Here is an 18,014-nt window from a genome sequence, read left to right on the forward strand (position 1 = left end):
CAGCCGGCATGCTCAGCCGCAAGCAACGCTATTTCCTGGTAAAGGCCCTGAGCCTTTTTTCCATCGTTCGCGGGTACAATATCCTGGTGATTGTGCTGGCGCAATACCTGGCGGCCATTTACATCATGGCGCCGGAGTTGCCGCTCCGCCAGGTGGTCCTGGACGGGAACCTGCTGGTCATTGTACTCTGTTCCGCCCTGGTCATTGCCGGAGGCTATATCATCAATAGTTTTTACGACTCGGAGAAGGACCTGATCAACAAGCCACACAAAAGCATGCTCGACCGCCTGGTCAGCCAGCGCGTCAAGATCTATGCGTATTTCACCCTGAATTTTGCAGCGGTCCTGCTCGGCAGCTACGTGTCTTTCCGGGCTGCCCTCTTTTTTGCGGCCTATATATTCGGTATCTGGCTTTATTCGCACCGCCTGAAAAAAATTGCCTTCCTCGGGAATTTTGTCTCGGCCACACTGGCCATTGCCCCTTTTTTCGCCGTTTTCGTGTATTACAAGAATTTTGAAACCGTCATCTTTGTCCACGCCCTCTTCCTCTTCCTGCTCATCCTGAGCCGGGAACTCATCAAGGATATGGAGAACCTGGCCGGCGACCTGGCGCAGAATTACCGCACCATTGCCGTGCGATACGGCACGGTGGCTTCCAAACGGTATATCAGCCTGTTGGTATTGCTCACTTTTGTGCCTTCCTACCTGCTGATCCGCTACTTTGATGTGGGGTATATGTATCTCTACTTTATAGCGAGCAGCCTGCTGCTCGTCCTCTTTTTGTTCCTGTTGTGGCGCTCCCATAGCAAAAAGCACTACGTCTGGCTGCACAACATCCTGAAATTCATCATCGTGTCCGGGGTTTTCGGCATTCTGCTCATCGATGTGGATCTCGTACTGAACCGCATTATGTAACAGCCCCCCCGCATTATGTAACACCCCCCGCGGCGGAAGGGAGGCTATTTTGTACCTTTGAAAAAAATATTCCATGGATAAATCCGACGGGAAAAAAAGCGGGAGTTCTTCGGGCCGGCAAGGCGGTAACTCAGGCCGTAAATCGTCCGGCAGGCAGGGTGGAAACGGCGATCGCCGCGCCTCGGGCAGGCAGGGCGGCAACTACCGGAAAAAGAGCTTTTCCAGGGGGAATGCCCCGATTAGAAAGGCCGCCCCGCGGCGGACCGGGACCCCGGGCCTCATACGCCTCAATAAATACATTGCCAATGCCGGGATTTGCTCCCGCAGGGAGGCGGACACCTATATTGCGGCGGGCAATGTGACGGTCAACGGGAAAACGATCACCGAGATGGGCTATAAGGTGCAGCCTACCGATGAGGTTCGGTTTGACGGCCGGTTGCTGCAGCGTGAAAGGAAGGAATACGTGCTGTTGAACAAGCCCCGGAATTTTATCACTACCACCCGGGACGAAAAAGGACGACGCACCGTCATGGAGCTGATTTCCCGCGCCTCAAACGCCCGGCTGGTCCCCGTGGGTCGGCTGGACCGGAATACCACCGGGCTGTTGCTTTTCACCAATGACGGCGAGCTCGCCAAGAAACTCACCCACCCGAAGCACGGGGTGCGGAAAATCTACCACGTGGAACTGGACAAGACCTTTAAATCGGCCGACCTGGGAAAACTTCGGGAAGGCCTCGAGATGGAGGACGGGCGCATCGAAGTGGATGAGGCGAGCTACATTGACGGGGCCTCGAAAAAGGAGGTGGGCGTGGAGCTCCACAGCGGGCGCAACCGGATTGTGCGCCGGATTTTTGAACACCTCGGCTACCAGGTGGTGAAGCTGGACCGGGTAGTCCTGGCGGGCCTCACCAAAAAGGACCTGCCGCGGGGACATTGGCGGCACCTTACCGAACAGGAGGTGATCAACCTGCGAATGATCCAATAAAAAAGCCCGGGGGATACCCGGGCTGGTTCTTTGGGAAGGAGTGCTGATCAATTGTCGTCGGTAGCGTCTTCCACGGCATCTTCGACGTCTTCTGCAGCGCCTTCCATTTCTTCGCCGACACTTTCGGCCCCCTCTTCAATTTCTTCACCGGCTTCTTCCATGGTGTCTTCGGCGTCATCCGCCATTTGTTCTATGTTGTCTTCCATGTCATCTGCCTTTTTGGTGTCCCGGCAACTCCAGGCCGAAATGGCTACCAGAAGCACCAGCATATACAGTATACGTTTCATGTTTTTCAGTTTTTAGTTGTTATAGTTTTACGTGTATGCTTCCAATATACAACCTCTCAGCCGGCCAATCGGTTGGTATTGAAAGAATTTCGCCCGGTATCGATGGGAATCAGGCCGGGTCCGCGCAGGCCTGCGCCATTTTATCGGCTATCCGGTCCAGGCAGAGGTTGCCCAGGCTGCCCGCATGCGTGTGGGCCGCCCCTTTGACTGGGGAAAAAGAACCGTCTGCAATGGCGGCTGCCATATCGCGGTAGGCATCCCGGAACGGTACGCCCTCCAGGACGCGCTGGTTCAGGGTATCCACACTGTAGAGGTAGTCGTATTTCGGGTCGTCCAGGATGTCTTCCCGCACCTGAATTTCCCCGAGGCTCGTATGGGCCATTTCCAGGCAGGATTTCAGGTTTTCCACAGCCGGCAGCAGGAGGTCCTTGGTCAGTTGCAGGTCCCGGTGGTAACCGCTGGGCAAATTGGTGGTAAGCAGGCCCAGTTGGCCGGGGACGGCCTGGAGGAGGTTGCATTTTCCGCGGATCAGTTCAAAAATATCCGGGTTCTTCTTATGCGGCATGATGCTGCTCCCGGTAGTCAATTTATCCGGGAAGGATACAAAACCGAAGTTCTGGCTCATGTACAGGCAGATGTCCATGGCCAGTTTTCCCAGGGTGGCAGCCACCGCAGCCAGGGCGGTGGCGGCTGTCCGCTCCACCTTGCCGCGGCCCATCTGTGCCGCCACGACATTGTATTTCATGGTTTCGAACCCGAGTGCTTCCGTAGTGAATTCCCGGTCGATGGGAAAGGAACTCCCGTAGCCGGCAGCACTTCCCAGCGGATTCTGGTCGGCCACCCGCCGGGCTGCCTCCAGCAGGTAGACGTCGTCTATAAGGCTTTCGGCATATGCCGAAAACCAAAGTCCGAATGAAGAAGGCATGGCCACCTGCAGGTGCGTATACCCGGGCAGGGGGACGGCCTGGTGTTTTTCGGCCAGTTCGAGGAGCCGGTCAAAGAGCATGCGGACCTGGTGTTGTACATCGGACAGGGCATCTTTCAGGTACAACTGGAGGGCGACCAACACCTGGTCGTTCCGGGAGCGGGCCGTGTGGATTTTCTTGCCGGTATCCCCCAGTTTCTCAGTTAGCAGGTATTCAATTTTGGAGTGCATGTCCTCAAATCCCGCCTCGATCGTAAATCGCCCGGCGGCTTCCTCGTCCATTAAAGCGTCGATCTCCCGCACCAGGTCGGCGGTTTCCGCCTCGGTCAGCAACCCGATTTTGCCGAGCATCCGCGCATGCGCCCGGGAAGCCTGCAGGTCGTACTTCACCAGGAGTAAATCCAGTTCGCGGTCGTTGCCCACGGTAAACAGGTCGGTCTTTTCGTCCGGGCTGCTGCCCTTATCCCATAATTTCATGGTCGTATTTTTTTAGGAATTTTCGTTCGTACCCGTCAGGAACTCGTCCAAAATGCGGATATAGAGGTCAATCCCCTGTTCGATTTCTTCGACAAATATAAATTCGTCCGCCGAGTGGGACCTCCGGCTGTCACCCGGGCCCAATTTCAGGGAGGGGCAGCTCAGGGCCGCCTGGTCCGATAGGGTGGGGGAGCCGTAGGTATTTCGCCCCAGCCCGATTCCCGCCCGGACGAGCGGGTGGTCGGCTGCGATGGAGGAAGAGTTTAGCCGCAGCGAGCGCGCCTTTAGCTTGCAGGGCGCTTCGGCCAGCAGCAAATCTTGGATTTCCCGGTTCGTGTAGCAATCGTTTACGCGGACGTCAATCACCAGGTCCACCTTGGCGGGAACCACATTGTGCTGGGTCCCGGCGTTGATTTGGGTAACGGTCAGTTTCACTTCCCCCAGTACCTCGGATACCTTCTCAAAGCGATAATTGCGGAACCAGTCCAGTACCGGGATACAGTTGTAGATGGAATTGTCGTCGTTTGGATGGGCCGCGTGCGAGGGCGTTCCATGGACCTCCGCGTCAAAGATCACCAGGCCCTTCTCGGCAATGGCCAGGTCCATCAAAGTGGGTTCCCCCACGATGGCCACGTCGATGGGCGGCAGGATTTCCAGCATGCTGTTCAGGCCGTTTGGACCCGAATTTTCCTCCTCGGCGGAAGCCACCAGAACGATATTGTGCGAAAGGCCTTTTTGCGGATACCAGTAGGCAAAGGCCGCCATCAGGGAAACCAGGCAGCCCCCGGCATCGTTACTGCCCAGGCCGAACAGCTTCCCGTTGGAAACGGTTGCCTGGTAGGGGTCGCGGGTATAGGCGCTGTTGGGTCGTACCGTGTCGTGGTGGGAATTGAGCAGTAGCAGCGGTTTTCCCTCCTGGTAGTCCTTGTTAAAGGCGTAGATATTGTTGCCCTGTCGTTTATACGGGATTTTCTCCCGGGCGAGCCATTCGGCAATCCGCATGGCGGTCTGTTCCTCCTCCCCGGAAAAGGATGGGGTGGCGATGAGTTCTTTTAACAGGCCGATGGCCCGTTCGGTCAGTTCGCTGGTCGTCTTTGTCATAATGTGATTTCTGTTTGGATGGCGTGTCCCGGCGTGAGCATTTCGGGCGCCCCGATGAATACCTGGTCTACTCCTTTTTCCAATGCCTGGAAACAATTGTGCAGCTTGGGCAGCATGCCCGCAGCCACCTTTCCTTTCGCCCGCAGGTCGGCATAAGCCGCCGCGTCGATCCTGGGGATGACACTTCCAGGGTCCGAAACATCCCGGAGCACCCCGGCTTTTTCAAAGCAATACAGGAGCCGCGTAGTGAATTTATCACTCATGGCAACAGCCAGTTCGGAGGCGATGGTGTCCGCATTTGTATTGAGCAGTTGGCCCCGGCCGTCATGGGTCAGGGCGCAAAATGCCGGGACGATGCCGGCCGCGAGCAAATTGGCAATCCCCGGGGCGTTCACCGATGCGATATCCCCGACAAACCCGTAGTCGATTTCCCCGGCGGGGCGTTTCCGCGCCCGGATCAGGCCGGCATCCGCACCGCTGACCCCCAGGGCATTGCAACCCAGAGACTGGAGCCTTGCCACCAGGGTTTTGTTTGCCCAGCCCGCATAGACCATTACAGCCACTTCCAGGCTGTCGGCATCCGTAATCCGGCGCCCGTCCACAACCCGCGGTTCCACCCCGAGCCGGCGGCTCAACGCCGTGGCTCGCTGGCCGCCCCCGTGTACGAGGATTTTATGCCCTTCCAGGGAGGCGAAGGCCGAGGTAAAGGATTCCACCAACCCGGGCTCCTCCAGGAAGGCGCCGCCAATTTTAACTACGGACAAAACAGGTTTCATCGCAGGGCAATTTAAGAATTCGACTGGATGAGGTGTGCCAGGGCCAGTTGTGCCGACAGGGTCCGGTTGGCCGCCTGCTGCAGAACCAGGCTCCGGCCCCCGTCCAGCGCGTCATCGGCTACAACCACGTTGCGCCTTACCGGGAGGCAATGCATGAGCTGCGCCTCCCCGAGCTTTTTGGCGGTCATCATCCAGGCCGGGTCCTGGCTGAGGATGGCTCCGTAATCCGAATAGCTGCTCCAGTTCTTTACATACACGAAATCGGCGCCCTCCAGCGCTTTCTCCTGGTTGTATTCGGGTGTCAGGCCCCCGGTGAATTCCGGGGCCAGTTCATACCCTTCCGGATGGGTGATGGTCAGGTCCACCGGCAGGGCCTGCATCATTTTCGCGAACGAATTCGGGACGGCCTGGGGCAGTGCCCGGGGGTGCGGAGCCCAGCTCAACACCACTTTGGGCCGGTCCTTCTCCCGGAATTGTTCTATGGTGAGGGCGTCGGCCAGGGCTTGCAGGGGGTGGGCCGTGGCGCTCTCCATATTCAGCACGGGAATCCCGGCATGTTGTACAAAGCCCTGCAGGACCATTTCCGCGTAATCCGCCTCCCGGTCTTTCAGGCCGGCAAAAGCGCGGATGCCGATCAGGTCTGCGTACTGGGCCACCACGGGGGCCGCTTCCCGGATATGTTCGGCAGTCCCCTGGTCCATGACGGTACCATCCGTATATTCCAGGCTCCAGCCTTCGCTTCCGAAATTCATGACCATCACCTCCATCCCGAGGAGCTGTGCGGCCTTTTGGGTGCTCAGCCGGGTACGCAGGCTGTTGTTGAAAAACAGCAGGCAGAGTGTTTTGCCCCGACCCAGGTGCGCGAGCAAATCCGGCTCGGCCCGCAGCCTGTTGCCCAGGTGGAGCCAGTCTGCCAGTTCCGTGATATCGTCGGTCGTACAAAAGTGCTTCATGCCAGTTCCTTTTTTAAAGCCGCGAAAAGCAGGTCCAGTTCTTCGGGCTGTACGTTCAGTGCGGGCAAAATCCGCAATAAATTTTTGTTTTTGGCGCTTCCGGTAAAAATCCGGTGCTCGAATATCAGCTTTTTCCTGAGGTCTGCTACCTCAAAATCAAAGCGCAGCCCCAGCATCAGCCCCTTCCCCTTTACCTCGCGAATGGCGGGGATTTCGCCGGCGCGTTCCCGGAAATACGCTTCCATCCCCCGGGCGTGGGCCAGCAGGTCCTCGCTTTCGATTACCTCGAGGACGGCAGTCACCGCAGCGCAAGCCAGGTGGTTTCCCCCAAAGGTAGTACCCAGCAGGCCATGGGATGCCCGGATGTCCTCCCGGATCAGAATCCCGCCTACCGGAAAGCCGTTCCCCATCCCTTTTGCCATGCTGATGATGCCGGGCCGGGCCCCGCTGTGCTGATAAGCAAAGAATTTCCCGCTCCGCCCAAAACCGCACTGCACCTCGTCGGCAATCAGGACGGCCCCGTGCGAATCACAGAGGCGCGAAGCGGCCCCGTAGAATTCCGGGCTGGCGCTGTCCAGGCCGCCAACCCCCTGTATCCCTTCGAGGATCACGGCGCAGACGCCTCCCTTTTCCAATTCGTGTTCCAGCAGGTCCGGGCGGTTCAACGGGAGGAAGACCACCTCGTGGTTTGCATTCAGCGGGGCGACGATGCCCGGGTTGTCTGTTGCTGCCACGGCCGCAGAGGTTCGGCCGTGGAAGCTGTTGTGAAATGCAATCACCCGGGAATGCCCCGTATGGAAGGACGCGAGTTTGAGGGCATTTTCATTGGCCTCCGCCCCGGAATTGCAAAGGAACAACCGATAATCGCCGCAGCCCGAAAGCGACCCGAGCCGGTCTGCCAGACGTTGCTGCAATGGGTTCTGCACCGAATTGCTGTAAAAGCCTATTTTTTGCAATTGCCTGCCGATACGCTCTACATAGCGCGGATGCGAATGGCCGATGGATATCACGGCGTGCCCCCCGTAGAGGTCCAGGTATTTTTGGCCGTTGTTATCGGTCAGCCAACTGCCCAGGGCTTCGATCGGGGTAATGTCGTAGAGCGGGTATACGTCGAATAGTTCCATGGGTCAGCCTTTGCGGATTTGCGAGATCTTGTCAAAAGAGGCGACGACCCCCCGGATCAGCGAGGAGCTCAGCCCCTGGTGTTCCATTTCGTTGAGGCCTTCAATCGTACAACCCATCGGGGTGGTGACCCGGTCGATCTCTTCTTCGGGATGGCTGCCGGATTCGATGAGGAGTTCCGCCGCCCCGTGGCAGGTATGCATGGCGAGTTCCTGGGCTTCCCGGGCGTCGAACCCGAGTTGGATGGCCCCCTGGGTGGTGGCGCGGATCAGGCGCATCCAGAAGGCGATCCCGCTGGCGCAGATCACCGTGGCTGCCTGCATGCGGTTTTCAGGGATTACCATGGTATGTCCCATCCGGTTAAAGATGGCCGAGGCGAGTTCCAGGCGCTTGCCTCCCTTCTCATTCGCGCAGAGGCAGGTCATGGACCGTCCCACTGAAATCGCTGTGTTCGGCATGGCCCGGATAATATGCCGGTCCGCGCCAAGGATGGATTCAATTCGTTCGATCCCGAAGCCGGTGATGGTTGAGATCACCACATGGTTTTCGTGCAACAGGTCTTTGATGGATTCGAGGATGGGTCCAAAGTGCCCCGGTTGTACGGCAAAAATGAGGATGTCCGCTGCCGCTACCGCCTCGCGGTTGTCGCTGGTCAGGGTGACATTCCCATAAGCTTCCAGTTCCCTGATGGCGGACAGGTTGCGCCGGGTGAGATACATGCTGGTGGCCCCTCCGCTGTGCAGGATGCCCCTGGCGATGGATACCCCCAGGTTGCCGGCGCCGATGATTGCAATTTTCATCTGTTTCTTGGTTAGGCGTGAATATTAGTTATTCGTTGGCTGAACGGTTAAAAGATGCTGCCTTTCAGGTTCAGCCCGGAATTTTCCGGTATCCCGAAGAGCAGGTTCATATTTTGAACGGCCTGTCCGGAGGCTCCCTTGAGCAGGTTGTCAATGGCGGAGCTCACCAACAGCACATCCTCGTGTTTGTGCAGGTGGAGGTGGGCAAAATTCGTGTTGACCACCTGTTTGAGCTGCAGGGGCTCATCGGAGACTACCGTGAACGGGGCTTCGTCGTAATACTCCAGGAACATCCGCTCCGCTTCGGCCAGGGATCCGTTAAAAGGCGTATAGGCGGTGGCGAATATCCCCCGGGTAAAATCTCCCCGCATGGGCAAAAAGAGCAGGTCGCCGCTGTCCGCATCCAGGGCGTGCAGGCTTTGCCGGATTTCCCCGAGGTGCTGGTGCGTAAAGGGTTTGTACCAGGAGACGTTGTTGTTCCGCCAGCTGAAATGCGTGGTGGGCGATAGCCCCACCCCGGCCCCTGTACTGCCGGTTACGGCATTGACGTGGACCGTCTCCCGGAGGACGCCGGCCCGGGCCAGGGGCAACAGGGCCAGCTGGATGGCCGTCGCAAAACAACCCGGATTGGCAATATGCCGGGCCTCCCGGATGGCCTCGCGGTTCAGTTCGGGCAGCCCGTAGACAAATTCGCGCCCGCCGAATTGGGCGTCTTCCTTCAGCCGGAAATCGTTGCTCAAATCGATGACCCGGGTGCGGTCCGAAAAGGTGTGCTGTTTCAGGAATTCACTGGAATTTCCATGTCCCAGGCAGAGGAATACCACATCCACCCCGGGGTCTGCCGTTCCGGTAAACAACAGGTCCGTTACCCCGAGCAGGTCCGGGTGGGCGCTGCTCAGCGGTTTTCCGGCCCGTGTGGTACTGTACACAAAGGCGAGTTCCGCCTCCGGGTGGTGCAACAGCAGCCTGATCAATTCCCCGCCAGTATAGCCCGAGCCGCCGATGATGCCTGCCGAAATCATTTTTCCTGGATTTTCCGGGCAATCTTCCCGGGATTCGACAGGATTTTGATAAAGCCCTTGGCTTCTGCTGCAGTCCAGCCCTTGTTCATCTCCCCGTAGCTCCCGAAGGAGGCGTTCATCAGGTCGTTATCCGACTCGATGCCGCGGAGTTCAAAACGATAGGGGTGGAGCGTCACAAAGACCTCTCCGCTCACGTGCCGCTGGGTATCTGCCAGGAAGGCTTCCAGGTTGCGCATCACCTCGTCCAGATATTGCCCTTCGTGCAGTAGCATGCCGTAGAAGTTGGCCAGTTGCTCCTTCTGGAATTGTTGCCATTTGCTCAGCGTGTGTTTTTCCAACAGGTGGTGTGCCTTGATGGTAATCAGCGCGGAGGCGGCTTCGAAACCAACGCGTCCCTTGATGCCGATAATCGTATCGCCCACGTGGATGTCCCGGCCGATGGCATAGGCGGAGGCGATGGATTCCAGCAATCGGATATTTTCAACAGGCGTACCGGGCTTCCCGTCGACAGCGGTCAGTTCCCCCTTTTCAAACGTCAGCGAAATATCCCGGGGTTGGGTTTCAGAGAGTTGGCTCGGATAGGCGGCTTCCGGCAGGGCCTCGCGCGACCCCAGGGTTTCCACGCCCCCCACCGAGGTGCCCCACAGGCCCTGGTTGATGGAGTATTTGGCCTTTTCCCAGCTATAGGTGATCCCGTTTTCCTGCAGGTAGGCAATCTCCGCTTCCCGGGAGAGCTGCTGGTCCCGGATGGGGGTGATGATTTCGATTTCGGGGGCGATCACCTGGAATATCAGGTCGAAGCGCACCTGATCGTTCCCGGCCCCCGTACTGCCGTGGGCAATATGCGTGGCCCCCACGCCCCGGGCGTATTCAACGATTTCCAGGGCCTGGACGATCCGCTCGGCACTCACGGACAACGGGTAGGTATTGTTCCGGAGCACATTGCCGAAAATGAGGTATTTCACCACGCGGTCGTAAAAGGACTGTACGGCATCGATAGCCGTGTAGGTGGAGGCGCCCAGTTCCAGGGCCCGCTCCTCGATCCCCGCCAGTTGCTCCTTATCGAACCCGCCGGTATTCACCGTTACGGCGTGGACTTCATAGCCCTCCTTATGGGAAAGCATATGGGCGCAGTAGGACGTATCCAGGCCGCCGCTGTATGCCAATACAAGTTTTTTCATCCGTTTTTCTTTTTGAGGAAGAGCGTCTCCTTGATGCTTCTGAGCCGCTCAAATGATTTCTTATCGATTTTCTTTTCCTTTTCCCGGGATTTGTCTTCCGGGTCGTAGAGCATGCCGGTACACAGGCACATCCGCCTTTCGGTCCGCGTCAGGATATCGAAGTTCTTGCAGGTCTGGCACCCTTTCCAGAACTCCGGATCGTCCGTCAGTTCCGAAAAAGTCACGGGGCGGTACCCCAGTTCGTAATTCATTTTCATGACCGCCAGGCCCGTGGTGATCCCAAAGATCTTGGCATCCGGGAATTTTTTTCGCGACAGGTCAAAAATCGCTTTTTTGATCTTTTTTGCCAGCCCCTGGTTCCGGTAGTCCGGGTGGACGATTAGCCCGGAGTTGGCCACGTATTTCTGGTGGCCCCAGACTTCGATGTAGCAGAATCCGGCAAACCGGTCCCCGTCCAGGGCAATCACCGCATTCCCGTTGAGCAGGCGCTTGATGATGTATTCGGGCGTTCGCTTGGCAATGCCGGTTCCGCGCACCCGGGCCGATTCCGCAATCGTGTCGCAGATGACCTGGGCGTATTTTACATGGGAGGCATTAGCAATCGTAATATTCATTGCCAGTTGGGTTAATTAAAAAATATGGAGAAAATGGACTGAGAAAACGGAAATGGACACACCTAATTCCAAAACTGAAGCACACCCTTACGGGCGACGGCGAAAATCGCGTCGGTACGGGACCCCGGTAAAATTGGGGAGAAAGAAGATAGTTGCGTACTGCTTCATGGTCGAAACAAATGTACAAATATTATTTACTCATCGGATTTAGTTGCCGAAAAATTGAGAAATGAAACAAAATCCTTTCGGTATTTTACAATTTCGTAAAGCAAAAAGCCGATTACCGCTATATATTCAATGAGCAGTACCGCCGTGGACTCGGAAACCGTTGGCCCGGAATAAGCCGTATAGGAGAGGATAACCAATGCGGACCAAAGGATCATATACCGCATCCGGGTAAACAGGCTGAGCAACAGCGGGAAAGTGAGGTACCAGGGGTGTACCACGGCGGAGGCCAGGTAATAGACCGTTACTACCGCCAGCGCCCCGGTAAACCAGGAACGCCCCTCGCGCATTTTCGGATGGAGGCAGACCAGCAGGGCGGTGGCTGCCGTCACCCAGGGGACATAGCTGCCATACGTTTCAATGAATTCCCAGGGCTTCGCCCCCCGGGTGACGGCCAGGTGTTCGGCCAGGTTGTAAATCCCGGCGTTGAATTCAAAGTTGGAGAACCAGAGCCGCAGTGTCTGAAGGTAGTGGTCCGGGAATTCCGGGAAGTACAACGGGTAGCAGAGGGCCGCCAGGGCGGCGGCAGTAAGTGCGTAAAACCCGGTGGCCCGGCGCAGCCCCAGCAGGGGGAGGAACAGGGGCAGCAGCATGAGCGGCATGAGTTTCACCCCGATGGACAGGGCGTAAGGCACGGCCCCCCAGGCCCAGCCGTAGCGGATCGTCAGGAAAACAGCCAGGATAAAGAAGAAGAGCATCACCCCTTCAAAGTGCAGGTTGCCGGTAAGCTCCACGATTACCAGGGGGTTCAGGAAGAACCAGAATATCAGGTGGGGCGCCTGGTTGAGGTGCCGCAGCAAGCGCCTCCCAAAATACAGGATGCCCAGGTCGGCCAGGACCACCAACAGCCGCAACCCGACTACGGCACCCGTTATCGATTCGCCTCCCAGCCAGCGCGCCAGCCCGAAAAAATACTGGTTTACCGGCGGGTAGTTGCTGAAGTTCCGGGCGCTGAGCCCACCCATCCCCTCATGGAGTTCGGCGGCTCCCGGCACGGGGACGGTAGCCTGCTCCATCCATTGGTCCGGGGTGAGCAGGTAGGGGTTGAACCCCTCGGCCATCAGACTCCCGTCCCAAAGAAACCGGTAGAAATCCTGGGAGAGGTTCGGGATGGCCAGAAGGAAAACGAGCCGGAAAAGCACGCCCGCTGCAACCAGGAAGCGGAAATTCCACTTTTCAAACTGGATGAGCTTGTAGCAAAGGAAGAACAGGGCGGCGTAAAGCGCGAGCAATTTAACCGAATCGGGTCGCTGCAGGTCATAGGCGAAAGCCGCGTAGAACCCCATGCTCAACAGGAGCATCAGGATGGGGATCCGGTGCAGATTCCAGAAGGTAACCAGGGCCCGGGTGGTCATGTTCTTTTGGTTTGGCCCCGTAAATATCTAAAAATATTCAGGATATCATAGGCCGGTTCGCCACCACATGAAGGCTGTGGAAATAAAAATGCCGCCCGGAGACGCGACTCCGGACGGCATGGTGTTTTTTATCGACGATCCCTTAGGCTTTAGACAGCAGGGAGTTGAAGAAAACAAACCCGAAGCCAAGGAACAGCATGAAGTGGAACGGGAACAGCCCAAAGTCGTTCAGGGGGATGGCGCTGTACATCCCGAACAGGAAATACAGCATGAGTGCAAACTCCAGGATCATGTTCGGAGATAGCTTTTTGGCCAGGTACTTATTCCCCTTCCAGCTATCGGTGAGGTTGTTGATGTTGAACTTCGGGGTCCGCACGAATTCGGACCGCTTGCCCATGTGTCCTTCCAGCACCGCCACGGTATTGTGGAGGGAGAAGCCCAGGGCCACGGAGAAAAAGGTAAAGAACAGCTTGATGTAGTCCACAAAGTTGTCGAAACTGCTCCCCTGTATACTCTTATAGGTAAACCAGTAGCAGACAAACAGGATAATCGTGCTGACGATAAAGAAACTCGTCACTTCAAAGATCCAGTCCAGGTGGCCGAAGGTGTTTTTGATATACAGCATCGGGATGCTCAGCAGGGCAACGATAAAGACGCAGAGGAACATGGAACTGTTCAGCAGGTGCATCACGCCGTGGAATTTGGTCTTGAAGGGGATGTTTTTGGCCTTTACGACATTCCAGACGGTCTTGCGGAAGTTTTCCGCCCCGCCTTTGTTCCAGCGGAATTGCTGGGAGCGGGCCGCGCTGATGACCACCGGCAATTCGGCCGGGGTCTCCACGTCTTCCAGGTATTTGAACTTCCAGTTCTTGAGTTGGGCCCGGTAGCTGAGGTCCAGGTCCTCGGTAAGCGTGTCGCCTTCCCAGTTCCCCGCATCCAGGATGCATTCCTTCCGCCAGATTCCGGCTGTGCCGTTGAAGTTGATAAAGTGCCCCTTGGAGTTCCGGCCTACCTGCTCCAGGGTAAAGTGGGCATCCAGGGCAAACGCCTGAATTTTCGTCAGCGTGGAATAATCCCGGTTGATATGGCCCCAGCGGGTCTGCACCACGCCGATTTCCTCGTCCTTGAAGTAGATGACGGTTTTCTTGAGCCAGTCGGCATCGGGCAGGAAATCCGCGTCGAAGATGGCAATGAAATCGCCCTTGGCGATTTTAAGCCCTTCCTTCAGCGCACCGGCCTTGAAGCCCTCCCGGTTCTCACGCCGGATGTGCTGGATGTCCAGGCCCTGCTTCTGCAGGTCTTCGATCATCGCTGCGGTCTGTTCCACCGAATCGTCCGTGGAGTCGTCCAGTACCTGGATCTCGAGTTTGCTCTTGGGGTATTCAATCCGCGCGATGTTCTCCAGAAGCCGCTCCACCACGTATTCCTCGTTGTAGATGGGCAGCTGGATGGTCACATAGGGGATTTCCTTCGGGTCGAGCAGGTTAAATTTGGGAGCTTCTTTGTTCCGGCGCTTAAAGCCCAGGTAATTGAGCAGGAGGTTCAGTTGGGACAGGCTGTAGAAAAAGATCAGCAGCAGCGCCAGGCTGTAAATGGCAATAATAAAATACGCAATTGTAATTCCCATTATCGAATACTGTATTTAAAGATCCAACCCAAAATTTTAACGCCGGCAAATATACTACCTTTTACGGTGCCGGACACCTTGGAGACCCCAATTCTTTTTTTATAACGAACTGGCACCTCGGTATATGCGAGTTTGTGCCTGATGGCTTTCAGCTGCATTTCCACGGTCCAGCCATACGTTTTATCCTCCATCTTCAACCGCTTGAGGGCCTCGTACCGGATCGCCCGGAAGGGCCCCAGGTCGGTAAACCGGGCGCCGAATAAAAGCCGCATTAGAAACGTGGCCAGCCAATTTCCAAAGACCTGTTGCGGCGTCATCGACCCGGGTTCCCGAAGCGCCTTGCTGCGGGCCCCGATCACCAGGTCGTATCGATCCTCCAGGATCGGCGCAACCACTTTCGGGAGTTCCTCCGGGTAATCGGAATAGTCGCCATCCATAAATACGACGATGTCGGGAGGTTTGGATGTTTCCCCCAGGTAATTCATTCCTTTCAGGCAGGCGTACCCATAGCCTTTTCGCGGTTCGTGCAAGACTGTGGCCCCGTGTTTGCGGGCCACGGCAGCCGTGTCGTCCGTGGAGCCGTTGTCCACGACAATTTTTTCAGAAACCCCTTCCGGGACATCATCCAGCACCTTGCCGATGGAGCCGGCTTCGTTCTGGGCGGGGATGATCAGGCTGATTTTGGGAGTCAGTGGCGTGGAGGCTGTTGCCTGGCGGGGCACGGATTGCGGATTATTTTTCATTGAGCAGTTGCATCAAATCCACATCGTTGCCCAGGAGCACTTCCCGGGAGTTGATCCGACCTTCCCGCGGACCGTTTTCGAGTTTCAGCACCCCGCGCGGGCAAACCGCCGAACAGATGCCGCAGCCCACGCAGCTGGCGCGGACGATATTCTCGCCCTTTTGGGCATAGGCGCGGACGTCGATCCCCATTTCGCAATAGGCCGAACAGTTCCCGCAGGAAATGCACTGCCCGCCGTTGGTAGTGATCCGAAACCGGGAGAACAACCGTTGCTGGATCCCCAGGATCGCTGCCATCGGGCAACCGAATCGGCACCAGACCCGGCTGCCGAAGATCGGGTAGAAACCGGTGCCGATCACCCCCGAAAAAATACTTCCGATCAGGAAGCTGTAGGTGGTCCGCAGGGTTTCGGATTTAAACAGGAAGACATGGCGGGAGTCGCTGAGCCAGTGGAAGGCCAGCAGCCCCAGGATAATGACAAAATAGGCGACGGCCCCGTAACGGGCGTCTTTTTTCAACTCGTTTCGACGAAAGGCCATCACCCAGGCAAAGACGGCGGTCAGCAGCACGCCCACCCCGGTGAGGAATTGCCCGCGGCTCAGCCAGTATTTGGAATTGTCCGGCCCCAGGTAGGAATAGATCACCGCCGTGGTCATCAATACCACAAATACCAAAACGCTGTGGATCACCCACCGCTCCACCTTCCAGGCAAAGAGGCTTTTGTCGCTCAGGTGGCGGAAGGGGTCGCCGGCCGTTTCCGCCAACCCCCCGCAGCCGCAGACCCAGGAGCAGTACCACCGCTTGCCGTAGAAATAAGTGAGCACCGGGGTGATCACCAGGATGGACAGCACCCCGAAGATCAGCATGGCCAGGCCGATGTTGCCGGCACTGATAAACCCGTTGACGCGGTACCTTTCGAAGTTGTAGTAGTTGAGCGGCCAGATATTCTTCAGGTCGTAATACGGCAGATCGCCGTTGAGGCGGGCCATGATCTCGGGAATCAAAAAGGCGAAAGCCAGTTGGAAGAACATGACGCTTACCGTCCGGAGGATCTCATAGCGGTTGTGCCGGTATTTCCAGATGAATTTGATGCCGAAAGCCAGGATTGCCAGGGTATAGAGGGCCCCGTAGACAAACCACTGGCTGGCCGGGTTGCCGCTCAGGGCGCGGCTCAGGGGGTCGAACAGGGCCACGAGCCCGCGGTTCGGCCCGTCGGATACCAGCCCGAGGTACTCCGGGTAAAAGTACAGCACAATATAGAACCCCGTGAGCAGGATGCCCAGGCCCCAGGCCCAGATACCGCGTCCCGAGATCGATTTAAACCAGACCCCGTCATTCTTGATGCCCGCCGATTGCCCGGCATAGGCAGACCAGCTGAACCAGACAACCCCCAAAGCGATGGCAGCCAGGGAGGCGGTTAGCCAGGCGGTGGTATGCGGGAAGGAGACCCCCAGGGTAGCCAACAACAGGATAAAGAGCCCGGAAAAACCCAGCAACACAGCCAGGCGCTGGGAAATATTCAGGGCTTTGGGCGGCCCGGCGGCCAGGGACATGGATTGCATATATCAGGCATTTACAGGTTCGTGTTCTTTGAAGGCGCGGGCGATAAGCGGGTGGTAATCCCGGTGGAATTCCGGGTCAAAACAGGCTACCCGGAGGTCCCGAACCACCGCGTCAATGCTGCGTTGTTCCGTCAGCCAGGCATCGAACACCTCGTGGCGCATCCGCATTCCGAAGGTGTTCGCCCCCAGCAATTGACGGGTTTCCGAATCATAGGCCAGGGTCAGGCAAATTTTCTTTTCGGGGTGCCTCCAGTGAAAATGCAGTTCCCGGGGACCCCGGTTCTTCCCGCTCATCACCCAGCCGTAGGTCTGGTATTCAATGTCCAGGAATTTTGCGGAATTGAACCAGTGCCCGGGCTTGTATTCCCGGCGGTTGCCGCAGATGGTCTGGGCGACTGCCTCGCCCATCATCCGCCCGGTGTACCAGACCGCCTCCACAGGCCGCCGATTGCCAATAGGTTCCCGCTGTTCCGCGCAGTCCCCGATGGCATAGATATCCGGCTGGTTTGTTTCCAGGAAGCGGTTTACCAGAACCCCTTTTCCGGTTTCGATGCCGCTCCCGTCCAGGAACCCGATATTCGGGGTTACCCCGGCGGTGAGGCCTACCAGGTCGCAGTCGATGGTTTCCCCTTTGTCCGTGGTAACAGCCCGTGCCCTCCCGGTGTCGTCGGCGAGGATTTCGACCAGGTTGGTCCCCAGGCGCAGGTCGATGTGGTGCTCCCGGATATGTTCGTTGATCATCGCAGATTCCCCCGCCGGCAGCACCCCGCTCCAAAAGCTGTTTTCCCGCACCAGGAAGGTCACCGGGATATCGCGGGTGCGCAGCATCTCGGCGAGCTCAATCCCGATCAGCCCCCCGCCCACGATAACGGCCCGTTTGCAGGTGCGGTTGTCCGGGGCATTGGCCTCCAGGTTGTCCAGGTCCTGTTTTGAATAGAGGCCCTGCACCCCGGGGAGGTCCTGGCCGGGCCAGCCGAATTTATTGGGTTTCGACCCCGTGGCCAGGATCAGTTTGTCGTAGCGGATGGACGCTCCTTCGCTGAGTCGGACCGTTTTGGCAGCGGGATCCACGGATTCCACCCAGGCATTGACCAGGTCAATCCGGTTCTTTTTCCAGAAGCTGTCCTCGTAGGGCTTGGTCTGCTCGTAGGTCAGGTGGCCCATATAGATGTACATCAGGGCCGTCCGGGAGAAGAAATGGTCGGTTTCGGCCGATATCACGGTTATTGGGTGGTCGGCAGCCTTGCGGATGAACCTGGCGGCCGTAATCCCTGAAATACCGTTGCCGATGATGACGATGTGCATGGGTACAGGTGTGGTTTGGGCAATTGGTCGGGTTGAAGTTA

At 57.4% G+C, this 18,014-nt stretch carries 17 protein-coding genes; 2 read left to right on the forward strand and 15 right to left on the reverse strand.

Features of this window, described 5'->3' with window-relative positions; genetic code table 11:
• Positions 1–8 precede the first annotated feature (8 nt).
• A complete protein-coding gene (locus AC3DKS_RS13390) occupies positions 9–914 on the forward strand; it encodes a geranylgeranylglycerol-phosphate geranylgeranyltransferase (RefSeq protein ID WP_015753715.1) in 906 nt (301 codons plus the stop codon).
• Positions 915–987: 73 nt separating this feature from the next.
• Entirely contained in the window at positions 988–1,899 is a 912-nt protein-coding gene (locus AC3DKS_RS13395; RefSeq protein ID WP_474731913.1) for a pseudouridine synthase, read from the forward strand.
• Between the two features lie 47 nt (positions 1,900–1,946).
• Here the strand turns inward: AC3DKS_RS13395 and AC3DKS_RS13400 are convergent, their stop codons facing one another.
• The 15 genes from AC3DKS_RS13400 to AC3DKS_RS13470 form a co-directional block, all read right to left on the reverse strand.
• Positions 1,947–2,186, reverse strand: coding sequence for a hypothetical protein (locus AC3DKS_RS13400; RefSeq protein WP_015753717.1), 240 nt, complete (start codon positions 2,184–2,186; stop codon positions 1,947–1,949).
• Positions 2,187–2,295: 109 nt separating this feature from the next.
• Complete coding sequence (gene argH / locus AC3DKS_RS13405; protein ID WP_015753718.1) at positions 2,296–3,588, reverse strand: argininosuccinate lyase; 1,293 nt, start codon at positions 3,586–3,588, stop codon at positions 2,296–2,298.
• Between the two features lie 12 nt (positions 3,589–3,600).
• Entirely contained in the window at positions 3,601–4,689 is a 1,089-nt protein-coding gene (locus AC3DKS_RS13410; protein WP_474731916.1) for a M20 family metallo-hydrolase, read from the reverse strand.
• Positions 4,686–5,465 (reverse strand): acetylglutamate kinase, encoded by a 780-nt coding sequence (gene argB / locus AC3DKS_RS13415; protein ID WP_272607113.1) that lies wholly within the window; start codon positions 5,463–5,465, stop codon positions 4,686–4,688. Before argB ends, AC3DKS_RS13410 begins: the two co-directional genes overlap by 4 nt.
• Positions 5,466–5,476: 11 nt before the next feature.
• A complete protein-coding gene (locus AC3DKS_RS13420; RefSeq protein WP_272607114.1) occupies positions 5,477–6,418 on the reverse strand; it encodes a Rossmann-fold NAD(P)-binding domain-containing protein in 942 nt (313 codons plus the stop codon).
• Positions 6,415–7,542 (reverse strand): aspartate aminotransferase family protein, encoded by a 1,128-nt coding sequence (locus AC3DKS_RS13425; protein WP_272607115.1) that lies wholly within the window; start codon positions 7,540–7,542, stop codon positions 6,415–6,417. The genes AC3DKS_RS13420 and AC3DKS_RS13425 overlap by 4 nt, the downstream gene beginning before the upstream one ends.
• Positions 7,543–7,545: 3 nt before the next feature.
• Positions 7,546–8,340 (reverse strand): pyrroline-5-carboxylate reductase, encoded by a 795-nt coding sequence (proC, locus tag AC3DKS_RS13430; RefSeq protein ID WP_015753723.1) that lies wholly within the window; start codon positions 8,338–8,340, stop codon positions 7,546–7,548.
• A gap of 47 nt (positions 8,341–8,387) precedes the next feature.
• On the reverse strand, positions 8,388–9,362 hold the full coding sequence (gene argC, locus AC3DKS_RS13435) for an N-acetyl-gamma-glutamyl-phosphate reductase (RefSeq protein WP_272607116.1): 975 nt from the start codon (positions 9,360–9,362) through the stop codon (positions 8,388–8,390).
• Complete coding sequence (locus AC3DKS_RS13440) at positions 9,359–10,543, reverse strand: argininosuccinate synthase (RefSeq protein ID WP_272607117.1); 1,185 nt, start codon at positions 10,541–10,543, stop codon at positions 9,359–9,361. Before AC3DKS_RS13440 ends, argC begins: the two co-directional genes overlap by 4 nt.
• Positions 10,540–11,157 carry a GNAT family N-acetyltransferase gene (locus AC3DKS_RS13445; RefSeq protein WP_015753726.1) on the reverse strand — a complete coding sequence of 206 codons (618 nt, stop codon included), beginning with the start codon at positions 11,155–11,157 and terminating at the stop codon, positions 10,540–10,542. The genes AC3DKS_RS13440 and AC3DKS_RS13445 overlap by 4 nt, the downstream gene beginning before the upstream one ends.
• 194 nt (positions 11,158–11,351) lie before the next feature.
• The gene (locus tag AC3DKS_RS13450; RefSeq protein ID WP_272607118.1) at positions 11,352–12,737 is read right to left on the reverse strand and encodes an MptA/MptB family glycosyltransferase; all 1,386 of its coding nucleotides are present in this window, start codon (positions 12,735–12,737) and stop codon (positions 11,352–11,354) included.
• Positions 12,738–12,879: 142 nt separating this feature from the next.
• A complete protein-coding gene (locus AC3DKS_RS13455; protein WP_272607119.1) occupies positions 12,880–14,364 on the reverse strand; it encodes a cellulose synthase family protein in 1,485 nt (494 codons plus the stop codon).
• Positions 14,364–15,107, reverse strand: a complete 744-nt coding sequence (locus AC3DKS_RS13460; protein WP_272607120.1) for a glycosyltransferase family 2 protein — start codon at positions 15,105–15,107, stop codon at positions 14,364–14,366. Before AC3DKS_RS13460 ends, AC3DKS_RS13455 begins: the two co-directional genes overlap by 1 nt.
• Complete coding sequence (locus AC3DKS_RS13465) at positions 15,097–16,659, reverse strand: 4Fe-4S binding protein (protein ID WP_272607137.1); 1,563 nt, start codon at positions 16,657–16,659, stop codon at positions 15,097–15,099. The genes AC3DKS_RS13460 and AC3DKS_RS13465 overlap by 11 nt, the downstream gene beginning before the upstream one ends.
• 12 nt (positions 16,660–16,671) lie before the next feature.
• Positions 16,672–17,973, reverse strand: a complete 1,302-nt coding sequence (locus AC3DKS_RS13470) for an NAD(P)/FAD-dependent oxidoreductase (protein WP_272607121.1) — start codon at positions 17,971–17,973, stop codon at positions 16,672–16,674.
• Positions 17,974–18,014: the final 41 nt, after the last annotated feature.

The organism is Robiginitalea sp. (genome assembly GCF_982776155.1).